The sequence below is a fragment of the Peribacillus sp. GL_122 genome (assembly GCF_057835005.1).
In genome coordinates this window covers 1,979,952-1,997,194 of sequence record NZ_CM174415.1, presented here as the reverse complement: position 1 = coordinate 1,997,194, position 17,243 = coordinate 1,979,952, and the positions used below count along the sequence as shown (strand labels likewise).

Genomic DNA, 17,243 nt, shown 5'->3' with positions numbered 1-17,243 from the left:
AAAACACTTTTCAAAACTTCAAAATAGGTCATGCCAATAATTTGGCATGACCTATTTTGCCCGATGGACAGTCAGATTGACCTTGTTGGTTTCGCACATGAACGTTGAGAGATGCACAGGCCGGTCGTTTGCATCGAAAGCGATCTTTAATATTCTAAATAAATTGGCACCAATATCACATTCTAAAAATTTAGCATAGTTTTTTGTAGCACCAATCACGTCTATAATTTTATCGTTACTGACTATTTCTGTATGGTAATCTTCCATAAGGATTTTATAAGTTGATTCATCCCTTGCAATCTTCTTTTCTAAATCCGGAAAACGAATTAACGAATAATGAGCGGTATCGTAGAAAAGCGGACGATCATTTACATACATGAGTCGCTCAAGTTCGAGAACGGGGCTACCTTCTTCAATGAGGAGATGACCTGCAACATCTTTGGGTGCTGGTATGACCTCACTTCTTAAAATCCGGGAATTAGGTATCATCCCAAGCTGATGACTAAACTCCGAAAATCCACTTATGGATAACAATTCATTATGGAACTTATTAGATGCAACAAAAGTACCCCTGCGCGGAATGCGTGTCAGTGTTCCTTCCTTCACCAATTCCTCTATTGCTTTTCGTATGGTAATGCGACTAACGTTATAAGTTTCACAAAGCTCTGCTTCGGTTGGGATCTGTTCATCTGGTTTATATTTACCGTTCTGAATATCATTCTTCAACATTTGCCTTATTTGCATATATAATGGCTGGGGGGTTGAAGGATTTAAATTCATATTAGATTCATCCTTATCCGTCAAAATTTATTATTTACTATCTATTATACATTATTTCCAGTCCCAGTCACCACGCACCGAAATATCTAATTGTTTTCGCAGCAGACTCTGTACCCAATTCTAAGCAAATGCCGATAGATTTGCCTTTCAATATTCCATATATAAAACCGGAAATGAAGGTATCCCCGGCACCCATAGTATCCACCACAATCGATTCAACTACACCGCATTGATAAAATTGAATGCCGTCATAGGCAAGTGAACCATTTTCACCTAAAGTGGCGACCGCAATTTTAGATCCTTGATTTTTTACATCCTTTAAAAATTGGCGGATAAAGCCATCATCCTTCGTATAAGAGAAAAAAGGATAATCAACAAACTGCGGTAAAGTCTTCACTAGATCGTGATCTAGCTGATCTGAGAAATCAAAAGACGTGAGCATTCCTTTTTCTTTAAAAAAGGAATAGTACCTATCCGCATGTCCCCAAATCCCTGAATGTATGAGCTGAAATGTTTGAATGTACTGGAGCTCTTGCGTCGTTAAATAGAAATGTTCCATGACACCTTCGTCGTATTCTCCAAATCTGCGGTCATTTCCTACCATTTCAACAAAAGTAACCGCTGTTTTTCCTTCTTTCCTCGATAGATGAGATATATCAACGCCTTTTTCCTGAATCGCTTGAACCATTTTTTCACTATATTGATCGGAACCCACCCAGCCAATATAAGCAGATTCAGCACCTAACCCTTTTAAATAGACAGCCACATTTAAAGGATTACCGCCAGGATAGACCTCCCCGCTCTTTTGATAGACATCCATACAGTTATCTCCGACTGAAACCGTTCTCATCATTTTCCCCCGCTTTCTTTGAACTTAAGAAATGAGCACTACTAAGTAGTGCTCCATTTTGACGTCAAAGGATCCTTCTTGTTTTTTTACTTGATTATAAGAATGAAACACTCTCTAGATTAAAGAAATTTGCGACACTCCTGCCGAATAACTGGCTAGCCAAGACCACACTGGCGCTTGCTTTGATGAGGCTTGGCAGACAGTCGGTGGAAAAGGAGCTGATTTCTGAAATCAACTGGAACTTTTTTTTGAGGGTTTGTAAAACTTGAACGTTGATTTCAACTCCAGGCACTCGCTCCAATCAACTGGAATGTTTTTTTGATCTGTTGGAACTTTTTTTAAGAAAAAAACTGGTTCTTCTCTAATTTGTCTACAGTCAGGAGCACTACTAAGTAATGCTCCACATATCTTAATATTCCATTTGTCGATAGTATCTTCTAAGTGTTAATGGATGATTTCTTTCACGCTCAAGGTAAACGCTGATTCTACTTAATACTGCCCAGTTAATACTAACAGAAAAGTGCTTTCTAAATTCTTCACTGATGCCATCCATTTCAAAGCTTTTTGTATCAATAACCGTTATCTTTTTTGAGATTTTTTCTACAAATCTCTCTACACGGTCCATCAGCGGTCTTGTTTCGTCTTCTCCTTTTAGTAAAATAACACTTGTATCTTCAACAACAAGTTCAAGCGTACCATGGAAAAACTCTGCCGCGTGGATGGATTTCGCTTGGATCCATTGCATTTCCTCTAAAATGCACATGGCATATGAATAAGTGTTTCCCCACAGGTTACCAGAACCGACCATCATGTGGTAATCCGTGTCTTTATGTGTAATGGCAAATTCCTCTGCTTTTTTGTCAAAAGATTTAACGGCATCCAGAATTGCACGTGGAAGAAGAGAAACCTCCTTCGTGAATTGTTCATATTGTGGGAATTCATCATTGTTATACATGAAACGGAAGACGACCATGTACAAAAGCATAAAGAATGTATCAAAAGAGTGCGTTTCAGAACCTGTCGTTATACAGTAATCCGCAATTTGTGTTAACGGAGTATTTGGCTCTGCAACTAAAGCGATTGTAGTAGCCCCTTTTTCTTTACAATACTCAGCCGCTGCAACTGTTTCTTGAGTTGTCCCAGATACAGATGTAAAAATACAGACTGAATCTTTACTGAAATGATTATGATTCATCACCATGAACTCAGCAGCAATTTCTGCATGGACATCAATGGTAGAATTTGATTTTAAAATGTATTCATATGGATACATCATGGCTATGGTGCCACCAGCCCCGATCAGGAAAATATTGCTGTAGCCCCTTTTTGTGATACCATCTACGATTTCTTCAATCTGACCTCTAAAAGCAAGGCCCTCTTTTTCTACAAGATCAAGAAATAACCCCTCATTAAACTTTAGCATCGATATCTTCCTCCCTGTATCCTTGTTTATTTGTTATGTCTTGTATTATAACTAAACACAATAAAATGTACAATTGTTTTATTTCAAATTATAAGGGCGTATGTCAAAGAGGCCTAACTTCCCTTATCATTCTGCTAAGCCACGATATCGCTGTCGTTATTGCTCTTTGATCCATACTTCCTTTCCCAATAATAGTAAACCGGCAGACCTGTTGCGATAACGATCGACGCTGCAACCACTCCTTGGATAGGAGCCCAAGTAAATGTTCCCCAGGCAAGCCATGATGCTCCAAGAATAGCTAAAACCGTTGTTAATCTCCACATTGGCATACGATAGATTGGGTTATAATCATCCCTTTTACGACATTTATAAACTGCGGCAAAGTCCATAATGTTAATAACCAATTGAATCAGTGTGAAATAGCCAAGTAACACCGTTAAATTACTAAAGCACACAAGAATACATGCATACGTAACCTGAACGATGATGGAGAAACTTGGAGTTTCATATTTAGGATGGACTCTTGCAAAACGTTGAAAGAATAGTCCGTCCTTTGCCATTGCATACTCAAGGCGGGGCTGAAACATTATGCAAGAGCTCAGAGAACCCAAGATAACAATAATCGCCGTAATGGCCACAAATGATGATGCAATATCAGATAATCCCGGAATATATTTAACAGCTTCAGAAACAGCCGCATTGGAGTTGATTAATTCATCAAATGGCATCAAGCCGATGACACAAACGGCTAGCAGCGTATATAAAGCCAATACAATGAATACCGAACTAATGAGAGCTCGTGGAAGTATTTTCCCTGGATTTTTGAACTCCCCAGCCATGAAACAAATCGCAGCCATCCCCGTATATGCCCATGTGGTTGCAGATACACCACCTATTAAACTTGAATTTTGGGTACCAGGTCCTGGAGTATAAGTAAAGTTATCAGGGTTCATATACATGATTCCCAGGACAATGACAATCAGGAAAGGAATGATTTTGATAGCCGTGATAATGACTTGGAAAAAACCTCCTTCTTTCACACTTCGATAATGAATCGATGTGATGAGCAGGATGATCGCGATACCCAATAATTTCCCGGCCACTCCTGAGAAAAATGGGAAAAAGGTTGCTAAATAAGAAACAATCGCTAAAGCCATAATCGATATAGATGGAGGATCCAAAGCCCAGAAAGTGGCCCATCCATATAAAAATGCCAAAGGCCTCCATCCAGCTTTATTTAAATAAACGTAACCGCTTCCATTTTGGGGGTATGCCGTCGATAACTCTGCCAGCACCATTACTTGCGGTATGGCAATCACCCCGCCTATTATCCAAGCTAGAATAGAAATGGAAGGAGTACCCGCAGCCCTTGCAACATCACCAGATGAGACAAAAATACCCGACCCTATAGTAGTTCCAACAGCAATAGCTAGAGCAGACCAAAAACCCAGTTTTCTTGTAAGTGTGCCATTACTCATAAAGAGTTCCTCCAAATTAGATGATTAAATTCCTAATTCCCTTACTTTTTCAATAGATTTCATGATTGCATCTCTTGGATTTTGATAATAATTTGATCCCATGATCTCTAGAGTACAACTTCCTTTGTAACGATGGCTTTTAAGGCTTGTTAAGTATTCTCTCCAATTTAAAACCCCATCATCTAGTTCCAGATGCGTATCTGATTGAATAGCAGATGATTTTCATATTTCTAGACTTAATTTCCCTTCTCAAACTCCTTACATTTCCTAGTATGTTGCGATAAACATATAGATGTGGCTCCCCCCCATAATTCAATGCTTTTAATCTCAAGGTGATCCATGCAATCCAAAAAATAATGAAAAGGGAAATGCCTAAAAGTGATATTCATCTGCAATATTCAATTATTCCCCCCCTTCAAAATGACTTTTTATTTGTTATGTTTTGTATTATAATTAACCAATACATTGATTGCAATAATTATTTTGAATATTTAAAAAATGTTAATTCTCAACATACGGAAAAGGCGTGATTTTATTGTCCATCACACCTTTTTATCAATTAACTATTTTTTAGTGAATACGAATGATAGAATGTTAAAGTATTTATACTTTAGTGGAACAATTTTTCTGATACGCAGTAAGTTTTATATTGGTGATTATTGTTCGAAGTATGATATACATGTAGAATGGATGTTAAACTGGGGGATTTCCCAAAAAAGAGAATATATCCTGGATATTGGCAAGTTAGTTGTTAATAAAGAATAAACGCCTCCAAAATCCGTGAATTGAGGTTAATCTCCTTAAGATGGTGTATATCATTGGAAAATATAGGTTGGTTTACTTAAAAACTTATTGAAGTCGCTTTAATTTCTATAATTTTAAAATATAGCAGGCAGTACAATACGTACTACCCTAGCGGAAAGGACGTGCCATAATAATGAATCACGACAAAACAGACATCACTAAAATTCGAACGGGTCCCATGTTTGCGGTGATGCTGGCTGGTGCTCTAGTCGCTTTCTTAAATCAGACATTAATTAATATTGCATTGCCTCAATTAATGAATCATTTTGAAATATCAGCTGCAACAGCTAACTGGCTTACTACAATCTTCTTATTGGTCAATGGGATTGTCATCCCTATCACTGCTTTCTTAATGGAACGTTTCAATACAAGACAACTATATCTTGCTTCGATGGGACTCTTCGCTTTAGGAACTTTCCTATGTGGTATTGCCCCCAGCTTCTCCGTCTTATTGATCGGACGTGTGGTTCAAGCTGCTGGGGCAGGGATTTTATTCCCTTTGATTACAAATGTGATTTTCACTTTATTTCCACCTAACAGACGCGGTTTCGCAATGGGTATATTTGGTATCGCAATGAATTTTGCCCCTGCTGTAGGACCGACGTTATCAGGATGGATTATACAAAACTACTCTTGGCGGGTTCTGTTTTTTGTCATTTTCCCATTTGCACTGCTTGACTTCATCTTTGCCATTTTCATCATCAAAAAAGTAGGGAAAACGAGTCGGCCTAAACTCGATAAAATGGGTGTAATACTATCCACTATCGGTTTCGGCGGAGTACTATATGGATTTGCTACAGGCGGTACCAAGGGCTGGAACAGTCCCGAAGTACTGACGATGTTCCTTGTTGGAGGAATCAGTTTAGTTTTATTTGTCTGGAGGCAATTTACTGTATCCCATCCTATTTTGGAATTTAGAATTTTTCGGTATCGGATGTTCACTTTAACGACAATTATCAACATCATCGCAACTATGGGTATGTTCTCTGGAATGATCATCATGCCAATCTATATGCAGAATATCCGTGGGTTTACCCCGATGGAATCCGGTCTAATGCTATTGCCTGGCGGGATTTTAATGGGGATCATGTCTCCTATCACAGGTAAGCTGTTTGATCGATTTGGTGCGAGATGGCTTGCGGTGAGCGGACTTGCCATCACTATCATTACAACCTATCTTTTAACGCGGCTTGAAACAGATACGTCCTATTCTTATGTGGTGTGGGTATATACTATTAGAATGTTCGGAATGTCGATACTGATGATGCCTATCTTCACAGCTGGATTAAATGAATTGGCACTTAGCCTAAATAAATATGGAACAGCAATGGTCAATACATTGAGAATGGTAGCAGGTGCTGTTGGCATGGCATTCTTTGTTTCCATCATGACAAACCAGGGGACGAAGCATGTTCAGGAAATCTTATCTCATAGGAACATATCACCAGATAATACATCACAAATGGCCATGGCCATTAAACAAGGTAGCGTAATGGGAGTGGATGATGCATTCATGATTGCAACAGGTTTGACCATAATTGCATTCATACTGGCCTTTTATATACGGCAAACTTCACCGCAAGAAGATACCATTACAAATCGTCTATCAAAAAAAAGAGCTTGAATAAACAAGGCTAAACTCAACCTATTTTCCAAGGTATATAAATTCTATAAAACTGACTTGCCCCATTAAGGCCAAAAAAAGAGACACTTTTTATGTGTGTCTCTTTTTTTGGCCAAATTACTTCATGTGCTCAAGGTGACGGCCTTCATTTTGATCCTGCTGCTTACTCACATGCATCTAAATTTTCAGAACATCATTCGGGAAGGAAAGCCAACAATACACAAATAGCAATTGTAATTTCCAAACAGCTAAGTATATATTTACATTCCTCTCATATATTTTAAGATAATGATTTGGACAAGGGGAATGTTTTTATGAAAAAGTTTGTTACTCTGCTTTTTTCAAGTTTTTGTATTGGAGTAGGTCTTAACCTGTTCATTGTCCCCATTCATCTAATAAATGGCGGGATATTTGGAATAAGTTTGTTAATCAAATATGTTTGGGGAATCCAGGTTGGACATACCATGATCATGATCAACATTCCCATATACCTTCTATCTCTTCTATACGATAAGTCTTATTTCTTCAATGCCATCCTTGGGTTAGCTTTTACTTCGACCGTTATTGATTGGCTAACACCACTAAACGGTTTGGTTCATCTACCGATCATAACGAGTGCCATTATCGGTGGAATGACGATTGGGATTGGTGTTGGTTTTATGCTGAGACAGCATATTAGCCCCGGTGGAGTGGATTTACTAGCACTATTAATCTCTAAAACCACAGCAACTAATCCTGGAATTATTATTTTTATTATTGATTCACTCATAGTAATTGCGGGAATTATTATATTGAATGACTTAAAGCTAATGTATTCACTCCTCACGATTTCCTGTGTCGGGATATGCGTCATTTTTATCAATTCTTTTAAGACAATAAACATTTTTATAAGATAAAGCCATATCTACAAGTGCTGCAACAGGGAAGCCTAATCAAGTATATCCCCCCTTTGGATATACATTTTGCTCGTGCTGCATCCATGATTTCGCACGTTTACTCGTGATTTCGCACCTTTTACTCGTGAGTTTGGCCCATTTACTCGTGAGTTTTGCTGTTTTACTCGTGAGTTTTGGCTATTTACTCGTGAATTTAGCATGTTTACTCGTGAATTCGTGCTGCACCCATGATTTAGCACGTTTACTCATGGGAGCGGATTTCTGAAATCATCTGAATATTTTTTAAGAAAAAACCGCAGGCAAACTCGCTTTTCTTCGAGTTTGCCTACATTCGTGGCGCGATTCTTATTAAAGAATCGCGCTGCGACTGTTGAAGTTCAATAATATAGAGTGCATTAAAAAAAGGAAAGTGGAATATGATTAAAATGTCAATCTAAGGGAGGGAATGAGAATATATGAAAAAAGTAAAAATTATATATTGGATTTTCACAGGGCTTTTGCTGGCACTAATGGTTTTGGGTTCTATTCCAGATATAATGTCTGTTCCCGATGCAGTCGCTTTATTTAATCATTTAGGTTATCCTACCTATCTCCTCCCCTTTATTGGAATAGCCAAATTATTAGGTGTCGTGGCAATACTCATTCCAGGTTTTCCGAGAATTAAGGAATGGGCTTATGCAGGTTTTGTATTTGATTTGACGGGTGCTATGTATTCAAGCATATCAGTGGGCGACCCTGCCAGTGGATGGCTGCTTTTCATTATAGGATATATATTGATAGCCGGCTCTTATATTTACCATCATAAAATATTAAAATCCGCTACATCGAGCACTTTGAGCAATAAGGATAGCTTAACAATATAATAAATGGAAATTAAAAGAGTCCAGATAAGGTTTACCTTATCTGGACTCTTTTTTTTGAACATAAAAAGTTGCTTATTACTAACTTACTTTTTTTGAAGACAAATAAGCGACAAGTATATAGCGTTCAGGTGCCGCCCCGATATAATCAAAGGGATAACAGGTACTGACGGTTAGCGTTGCCCGTGGCTTTGGTACGATTACGGTTCGATCATCCTCATCCACAATTCGCACTTTGTTGACTTTGTATGTGAACTCGCCTGCCGATGTTCTTACAATCAACAAATCTCCTTCGCCAACTTGCCCGAGTTTACGGAATACCGTATCTCTATGACCGGAAAGAACGGAATTGTCATTTTCCCCTGGTAGTACACTTCCTGCAAAGTGACCAACGCCTTTTTCCAATTCATCCTCGTTTGTGCCATGGAAAATAGGGAGTTTGGCTTTTAGTTTGGGTATATACAGTTCCCCGATTTCTTCACCAGTTTTAGGACTGACAGGATATAGCTCTTTCTTTGTTGTTTTTTTACTTATTGGCTCACTACTGGGTGGTTTCTGTACAGTTTCATTCACTTGGCTACTTGGAGTATGAGTCTTGTAAAGAAAGTAGCCTTTTGCAAACTTATACATGTTGGATGTGGAAAACCAAACCCCAAATAAAATGATGGCAATTGTACAAGAAAGCAGAAGCAACCGCCTTTTCTTTAATTGTTTCATATTAAGCTTTCCTAATTTTTCGATACATCAAGCTTCCTAACAAGACAATGCATAGTCCTAAAAGGGCATTAGGGATATAATCGGAAGCGGTATTTGGCAGTTTAGCCCCTTTTACAGTTTGATGTTCCGATTTAGTATGAGTGCTGATCTTTTGTTTTACTGGTTTAGCAACCGGTGCCTTTTCAATGGTCTTTTGCACCTCTTTAGCAGATTCCTTTATTTGCCCGCCTGCATTGGTAAGAGTATCAGAATCGACCATTTCACCCGTTATTAAAAGATCAGCCAAGAACTTCCCATCAGTAGAGTATATTGATATTTTCAGGTTAGCACCCTTCAGTTCTTCCAATTTCATTAGATCCAAAAGTGATACAGGTGATTCCGAGCCACTTTTCACAAGTGAATAGGATACATTAAGCTTAAAGATGGAAAGTAATTCTTCATAGATTGATGCCATTTCAGCTATCTGTTCAGCTGTAAGCTCGGTTGCTACATCAAATTCCTCGAAAGCCATCATGCGGTTGCCCAATTCTTCAAGTCGCTTGACTGTTTCCGGATTGGAAAGATGCTCTTCCAAAGACATTAAGTGGTCTTCAAGCCTCCGTAGTTCCTCTTCCGTTAACCCGAGATCTTCCTCGAAAATAGGAAGGAGATCTTCGACAACTTCACCATCCATCCCCCCACCAGTAAGGTTCCAAACAGTTTCTTCAAGATTATCTATGTATATATAATCGTTAATATCTTCACCATTTTCTTCCAACAATTGAAGCAACGCTTGTTTATCCAATCCATAATTCTCATTAAAATAATCTAAATTGCTTAGGTCTGCCTTTATGACGTCACCTAAGAATTCGCTAAGCTCATCGACAGATTCGAATTCTTCCGTGCTAAAATCATAGAGTTCCAATGACGCTTCGATATCTTCTTTTGTTACTTCAAATCCTCTTACTTTGCTAACCTTGGCTAAATAATTGACAAATTCTTTGTCAAAGTTTGGATCGCGTTCAAAATCGCCCTCTTCTGCATAGAAATAAACAGCTTCATCGAGGTCCCAGATAAAGATATAATCGTTTAGTTCTTCGCCATTTTCATGCAATAGTTTAATTAGGCTCTCATTAGTTAGATTATAATCTTCATAAATGGCATCTAAATTACTTAAATCTGCTTTAATAACTTCGCCCAAGGCATCTTTAAGATCACCAATAGATTCAAAGTTTTCAATACTCTCATCGTAAAAAGAAAGAGACGTTTCAATATCATCCTTCGTCACTTCAAAACCCCTGACAAGGCTTACCTCTTTTAAATACTTTGTGAGTTCTTGGTCAAAATTTTTGCTTGGTGCTGCCAATGCTAATTGCGGGAATAAGCTAATTAACAACGTAAATGAAAGTAAAATGGTCCACAGTTTTTTCATACTTTTCTCCTATTCATAACATTTCATATGTTTCTAGAAAATTATAATTCAATAACAATAATTTAACAATGAAGTTATTTTTTCCAATAAGGATAAATTTCTATCTTAATTACCTTGCTAAGAAACTTTTTAACCGCATATACACCTGTTTGCGCAAATAATGACGTATTTCTTCCTATTAATATACCGATTGCAAAAAGAGGGGGTTAAAACACCCCGGCTCCTATGCCTCCAGATAAAAGAATTTTTATTTTCGTATGCCTACTAAACATAACTAAAGTGAAATAATCCGAAAAATAAGGTTTGAGGGATAGTTGCTTTTTGTAGGGCTTACTCAAGTTCTTTTGCGGATTCTAATATTTTCTCTCTCTTGTTCTCCTGCCTTTTCATAACAAGAAATTCACACACTTTTATAGTATTTCTCTCTAGTATTGTCCCCTCCCCCTAAAGGTTACATCCATTACGAAATATAAAAAACGCAAATCCTTACGTTTCAAGGATTTGCGTTTTGATTGATTTCGTTCATAGATAGCGTTAACCTATTAAATTTCATTGCTTCCTTCACTAATCATAACTTCAACATCTATCTCCATCATCATTTCCGGCATTGCAAAACCACTTACGATCAAGCCGGTACTGCAAGGATAAACATCTTTAAAATGTTCGGCTATTACGGGATAAACTTTACTTCGATCTTCCCGATTAAGCAAGTACACGGTAATCTTACAAATATCATTGACTGAACCGCCCGCTTCTTCAATAAGCTGCCTAACGCACTTGCATGCCTGATCCGCTTGTTTCACGACATCTCCAATCCCATGAAAATTACCGTCTAAATCAAAACCAGTTTGCCCTCTTAAAAAGATTCTATTTCCTGCCCTTACGGCCATGCTAAACTCGTTTACAATATGATGCTCCGGCTTTCCCAACGTTGAAGGATAATACTGATCTGTTTTGAACTTTCTAAATCTCTTAATCCCTGAATTTTTAACTTCTCCCAGTCCTGTCATAACATCCAATACCTCCAGTTCATTATTTTATTACCTAATTAAATAATGTCCTCCCAAGATTTATTATTCTTGGAGAAAATATTTCCGAAACCACATTTCGCTTTTCTAATCTATAATACATTCATGCTACTAATTCTTATATGATTGAAGTTAATTTTTCCACTCACCTACAGTAGCATCGACATAGTCCTCACTCTCTTCAGTGACCTGCCCATTTTTCCGTTTACTGTACCAAGACCGTACTAAATAGGCTGCAAGAATCACACCGAAACTCGCTAAACTGAGAAGAAGTTGCGAACGTGTACCAGGAATCCATGCCATTGCTATAAGCACTACGAACATCCAGATAATGGCTACATAAGACAGATAGGGAAATAACCACATTTTCAACTTTAATTTCTCAGGTGCTTCCTGTTCTAACCTTCGTCGCAGACGGATTTGAGCGAAAGCGAGCACCAAATAGTAGAAAAGGCTAATTGCTCCTGCGGAATTGATTAAAAATAAAAAAACTGTCTGTGGAAAAAAGTAGTTTAAAACAACGCCTACGTATCCGAAAACCGTCCCTGCCAGTATTGCCCTAACCGGAACGCCCCTTTTATTAAGTTTGATAAGAAATTTTGGTGCGTCTCCCAGTCTGGTTAAGGTAAACAAACTTCTAGACGTAATGTAGAGACAAGAATTAAGGGAACTGAGTACTGCGGTAAGAACGACTACTTGCATTAGCGAAGAAGCGAAAGGGACACCTAATCGTTCTAGTGCAATCGCAAACGGGCTTTGAATAGCAATGCCAGCAAACTCGAAATTCCATGGCACGATTGCAACGATGAAGAAGACAGAGAAGATATAAAAGAATAAGATTCGATACATGACTTGATTGGTAGCTTTAGCCGCATATTTTGCAGGCTGATCGGACTCTGCAGCTGCAATGGTGGCAATTTCTGCCCCTCCCATCGAGAAAAGTACAGTAACGCTTCCCACTAGAGCTGCAACGATCCCATTTGGAAAGAAGCCGCCTGCTGTATACAGGTTCGAGAGACCGGGTGATTCACCAGGCCATAGTCCAAGAGTATATATAGCTCCAAAGACAATGAAGAAGGTTATCGCGAATATCTTAATAGATGCGAACCAAAACTCAGTTTCAGCGAATGAACGCACCGAGTAAAGGTTGGTCAAAGTAAGCACCACTAATAATACCAAGCACAATATCCAAGGTGGAATATCCGGAAAATAATTCACAAGTATTCCAGCACCAGCTACAGCCTCAATTGCAGCCACGATCACCCACATATACCAATAGAGCCAGCCAACACTAAATCCAGCCCAATTCCCTAATCCCGACCGTGCATATTCGGAAATTGAACCGGCAGATGGTTGTGCCACTGCCATTTCACCTATCATGCGCATGATTAAAAGCATGAGAATTCCTGACAAAGTATAACTAATAACAGCCGCCGGCCCTGTTGAATTGATGACCGCACCGCTTCCAACAAAGAGCCCGGCTCCGATGATGCCACCGAGTGCTATCATTGTTACGTGCCGGTTCTTTAACGTGTTTTGGAGTTTGTCCTGTGTAGATGGATCCTGCTTGGTGTAATTATCCGCCATAGTTTCACCTTCCTTTTACTATTGGTTAAATTTCAGCCGATTTTTCATTTCACGGTACTAGCAATGTCATCTCTACTTAACTCCTTATATTCTGTAAGTGTGTCTTTCCGACTTATAAAGGTTATCTTCGATTACGAGCACTAAGGACTATACACAATGGGGAATGCATCCTGAAAGTTTTCGGTGACAAACCTACAAATTCTCTTCATTTCAACGCCCTCTTTAAGTCATTTTCTGTTCCTCCTCTTATATTTTCACATAATGAAGTTGGTAACATTCGGAATATATCCTTATATATTCCTTTAATGAAATATTACAAGCCATCATTATAAATGTCAACAATATCTTTTGAATATTCAGAATTTTAGGTGGCTCAATTTTTCAGTAAAATAATATTGTACTCTACTAAACATCTAATAAACCAACAATTCTATATATCCACATACTCTTTCGATTTTTAAACAAGCCGAATTATTTCGACCAACCGATACATATCCAATTACATACCGGGAATCGATTGGATTCATGTGGAAGAATTCCTTGTTTTTATAATATTTGAAAATGTTATCTATTCTTTTAAGTTTTGGGTAAGTTTTCTTCCGTAAAAAAGACTGACTATAGTCAGTCTAAGGTGACGTCAGGTGCTTCCTCACGCCTTATTTATATATTATGCAAGTGTTTGGACAAGCGTTACCCTATCTATTAAGTTATGACACTTTTCAAACAAAAAAAGAGACTGTATATTACAATCCCAAGTGTTGTATGTTTTAAAAGAAATCGCAAAGCTATTTATTGACGAGTTTCTTCTATATTATAATGATATTTTTTCAGAAAAAATTAAAGAATGACCTAGACCCAAAATATCAGTCCCCAACTGCCGAAACTCTTACAATTTTTTAGTATTATCCATGCGATCTAACGACATCTGATAACCACCATTACTCCCATAATTCAATAGTTTATTAACTCTTGATATAGTAGCTGATGCGGCACCAGTTTCTGCCTCAATACCTTCGTATGTAAAGCCATCCTGAAGCATTCTAGCAACTTCTAGTCTTTGGGTAAAAGCTTTTATTTCATTCATTGTGCACAAATCATCAAAAAAAGCCATACACTCTTCTCGGGTCTGTAATGAAAGGATAGCCTTAAATAATTGTTTTATGTTTTTCTCAGACAATTTATTTCTGTACATAACCTACCTCCATTATATCTATTAATTATTATATATATTAGAAAAAAATTTATCGTCACAATGGAGATGCGCTCATATTCTAAACCGGGAACCAATTACAACTGACTGGCACTTTGATCACACTTTGAAGTAGGTATGAAGGGCATATGTTTCCTGCAATGCCTATTCAAAAGGCTCTACAAATAAATATACAGAAAGGATTTTTGTTTTTTTAATCCAAGTCTTTCTACCGTTTTAATAATGATTAAGCAGACTCGTCCAATCTTACGGACAGTCTGCCTTCTCACTTTTTACGTACAAGTGCATGCAAATTATCTAAATGATTCCTCTTTTTCGCTTATGTTCTCTTGCTTATATAGAGCGCCATTTTTGATATACTGGGATGCTCCCTCTTTTGCCCGCTCTATGTTTTCTGGTGTTAGCTTTCTGATGACCTTAGCGGGAACTCCGGCTACTAAAACAGCCGGTTCAATTATCTTTCCTTCCGGAACTAGTGCTCCCGCAGCGATTAGAGAGCCTTCTCCGATTACTGCTCCATTTAAAATTGTTGCACCCATACCAATTAACGCCCCATCTTCTACAGTACAGCCATGTAGAACCACGTTATGCCCGACAGTAACATTTTCACCGACTTTAATTGGAAAACCTGGATCCACGTGAACTATTGTACCGTCTTGAATATTTGATCCTTTTCCTATCGTTATTTTCTCATTATCTCCTCTTAAAACGGCATTGAACCAAACGGACGTATCTTCCTTAAGTTCTATGTTTCCAATTAACTGTGCTCCTGGGGCTATATATGCGCTTGGATGTACATTGGGGTAGTGTCCTTTATATTTATGAATCATTCTTCATTCCTCCTTTTAAAATATGTTGATTATTCCAGAATAAAACCAAAGTAACCACTATTCGAAACCTTTCTTAAACACTATTAATATAATAAGAATCTTAAATCTGGCCTCTGCATACAACTGCCACAGTTTGTTTCCTAATATGTCTCCACCTAACTATTAACAGCCACCTATGGAATTTGTCTTCCTTCTCTCCAATGATTTTGTTTAGAATTCATTTAGAAAGAGATTGTCCCTAATATCACTCCTACAATGATATAAATTAGAAAAATCCCTAAAGACCATTTTGCTGCATATTTATGAAGGTCACCTAGGCTGATTCCAGTTATGTGAATCAATAAATAAACAGATGCTACGAGTGGACCCATAATACCAAAAGGAGTTCCGTATAATGCAGCTGTTCCAATTGATAAAGTATCAATGCCGTAAGTAGAAGCAGTTTCAGCCAGGACTGGCAGAATCCCAAAGTAAAATCCATCAGGACCAATCAAGAAGATGGCAGGTGCACTAACTACCGCAGTAATTAACGCCATATATGGACCAAGGTCTGTAGGGATAATGGAAACAATCGATTGTGCCATAGATTCAGAGATTGGAGTACCTTTGAAAATCCCTGAGAAAATCCCAGCAGCAAAAACCATGGTAACCACTGCTATTGCATTGGGTGCATGAGCAGCGACTCGATCTCGTTGATCATTTAAGACTGGATAATTAATGAGCAGTCCTAGAGCGGTTCCAATGATAAAGAGTACGGCAGCAGGTAACCATTCTAGTACAATGGCTATCATAATAACGATTGATACAAGGAAATTGATCCAAATTAATTTAGGACGCTTAATGTTTGTGTTTTTTGGTGAGATATTTTCTATTGTAGCGCTTTCAATTGCAGCATCTATTATTCTGGCTTCAGGCAATGATAAAGATTCTGTATTTATCTTTTTGTATCTAGCTCGTTCTTTCAAACCGATAAAATAAGCAACGGCAATAACATACAGCAAACTTACAAGCATTCCTGGCAACATTTGAAGATATAATTCCGTTGGATTAAGATTTAACACACTCGCTACGCGGCCAGCAGGTCCTCCCCAAGGAACAAGTGTTGTGATACCAATTTGCATGATTGTAATGGAGGCCAATATGATAGGACTGATCCCCATTTTTTTATATAGAGGAAGGAAAGCTGTTACAACAATCATCATCGTCGTGGATCCATCACCATCAAATCCTATTATTCCCGCTAACACAGCAGTTCCTACGATAATCTTTAGTGGATCTCCTTTAGCTAACTGTATAATCTTTGAGGTTAAGGGATCAAATAACCCTGTATCTACCATGACTCCAAAATACAAAATGGCAAATAACAAAAGAATAGCGGTAGGCGCAACATTTTGAATACCTTCCATTATCAATGTTCCTAATTCTGGCCCAAATCCTCCGATTAAACCAAAAATGATAGGTACAATTGTTAGGCCAATAAACGGAGATATACGTTTTGACATAATCAAAAATAAGAAGGTACAAATCATTGCAAATCCTAAAATAGATAACATAAACTTCCTCCCCAAGGTTCGTTATTGGTACCGCTTTCAAAAATCACCTGTAAATTTACTGTAACAATCTCTTTTTTTCTCAAGTCAGAATAAGAGCATTATAACCCCTTATAGCTTTAAGATTTTCATTCCCTTTCTACCTTTGTAGGCCGACAGACAGGCATGAAATTTTAAGATTTATCTAGCAATAAT

The 17,243-nt window shown here is 37.9% G+C and carries 14 protein-coding genes; 3 read left to right on the top strand and 11 right to left on the bottom strand.

Going from position 1 to position 17,243, the window contains the following annotated elements:
* Positions 1–51: 51 nt before the first annotated feature.
* The 4 genes from AC3ISB_RS09700 to AC3ISB_RS09685 all read right to left on the bottom strand — a co-directional run bounded on the left by AC3ISB_RS09700 (position 52) and on the right by AC3ISB_RS09685 (position 4,531).
* Entirely contained in the window at positions 52–780 is a 729-nt protein-coding gene (locus AC3ISB_RS09700; protein WP_214791584.1) for a GntR family transcriptional regulator, read from the bottom strand.
* Between the two features lie 67 nt (positions 781–847).
* Positions 848–1,630, bottom strand: a complete 783-nt coding sequence (frlD, locus tag AC3ISB_RS09695; protein WP_489276891.1) for a fructoselysine 6-kinase — start codon at positions 1,628–1,630, stop codon at positions 848–850.
* Positions 1,631–2,039: 409 nt separating this feature from the next.
* Complete coding sequence (locus AC3ISB_RS09690; protein ID WP_489276217.1) at positions 2,040–3,053, bottom strand: SIS domain-containing protein; 1,014 nt, start codon at positions 3,051–3,053, stop codon at positions 2,040–2,042.
* A 134-nt stretch (positions 3,054–3,187) separates the two neighbouring features.
* Positions 3,188–4,531, bottom strand: a complete 1,344-nt coding sequence (locus tag AC3ISB_RS09685; RefSeq protein WP_489276215.1) for an amino acid permease — start codon at positions 4,529–4,531, stop codon at positions 3,188–3,190.
* A gap of 937 nt (positions 4,532–5,468) precedes the next feature.
* Between AC3ISB_RS09685 and AC3ISB_RS09680 the strand changes: the two genes are divergently transcribed.
* From AC3ISB_RS09680 to AC3ISB_RS09670, 3 genes are all read left to right on the top strand, one after another.
* Entirely contained in the window at positions 5,469–6,959 is a 1,491-nt protein-coding gene (locus tag AC3ISB_RS09680; protein WP_098372798.1) for a DHA2 family efflux MFS transporter permease subunit, read from the top strand.
* 314 nt (positions 6,960–7,273) lie between these two features.
* On the top strand, positions 7,274–7,855 hold the full coding sequence (locus tag AC3ISB_RS09675) for a YitT family protein (RefSeq protein ID WP_214791593.1): 582 nt from the start codon (positions 7,274–7,276) through the stop codon (positions 7,853–7,855).
* 455 nt (positions 7,856–8,310) lie between these two features.
* Positions 8,311–8,718: a DoxX family protein gene (locus AC3ISB_RS09670; protein WP_098372791.1), complete on the top strand. Its 408-nt coding sequence runs from the start codon at positions 8,311–8,313 to the stop codon at positions 8,716–8,718.
* A 78-nt stretch (positions 8,719–8,796) separates the two neighbouring features.
* On the opposite strand, the gene AC3ISB_RS09665 is transcribed toward AC3ISB_RS09670, so the two are convergent.
* From AC3ISB_RS09665 to AC3ISB_RS09635, 7 genes are all read right to left on the bottom strand, one after another.
* Positions 8,797–9,432 carry a class D sortase gene (locus AC3ISB_RS09665; protein WP_141994140.1) on the bottom strand — a complete coding sequence of 212 codons (636 nt, stop codon included), beginning with the start codon at positions 9,430–9,432 and terminating at the stop codon, positions 8,797–8,799.
* 1 nt (position 9,433) lies between these two features.
* On the bottom strand, positions 9,434–10,843 hold the full coding sequence (locus AC3ISB_RS09660) for a processed acidic surface protein (RefSeq protein WP_480340428.1): 1,410 nt from the start codon (positions 10,841–10,843) through the stop codon (positions 9,434–9,436).
* 542 nt (positions 10,844–11,385) lie between these two features.
* Complete coding sequence (locus tag AC3ISB_RS09655) at positions 11,386–11,853, bottom strand: RidA family protein (protein ID WP_489276211.1); 468 nt, start codon at positions 11,851–11,853, stop codon at positions 11,386–11,388.
* A gap of 150 nt (positions 11,854–12,003) precedes the next feature.
* Positions 12,004–13,458 carry an amino acid permease gene (locus AC3ISB_RS09650; RefSeq protein WP_489276209.1) on the bottom strand — a complete coding sequence of 485 codons (1,455 nt, stop codon included), beginning with the start codon at positions 13,456–13,458 and terminating at the stop codon, positions 12,004–12,006.
* An 886-nt stretch (positions 13,459–14,344) separates the two neighbouring features.
* Entirely contained in the window at positions 14,345–14,650 is a 306-nt protein-coding gene (locus AC3ISB_RS09645; RefSeq protein WP_489276207.1) for a YerC/YecD family TrpR-related protein, read from the bottom strand.
* 311 nt (positions 14,651–14,961) lie between these two features.
* Positions 14,962–15,498: a gamma carbonic anhydrase family protein gene (locus tag AC3ISB_RS09640; RefSeq protein ID WP_098372784.1), complete on the bottom strand. Its 537-nt coding sequence runs from the start codon at positions 15,496–15,498 to the stop codon at positions 14,962–14,964.
* Between the two features lie 221 nt (positions 15,499–15,719).
* Positions 15,720–17,051 carry a CitMHS family transporter gene (locus AC3ISB_RS09635; RefSeq protein ID WP_098372783.1) on the bottom strand — a complete coding sequence of 444 codons (1,332 nt, stop codon included), beginning with the start codon at positions 17,049–17,051 and terminating at the stop codon, positions 15,720–15,722.
* Positions 17,052–17,243 lie beyond the last annotated feature (192 nt).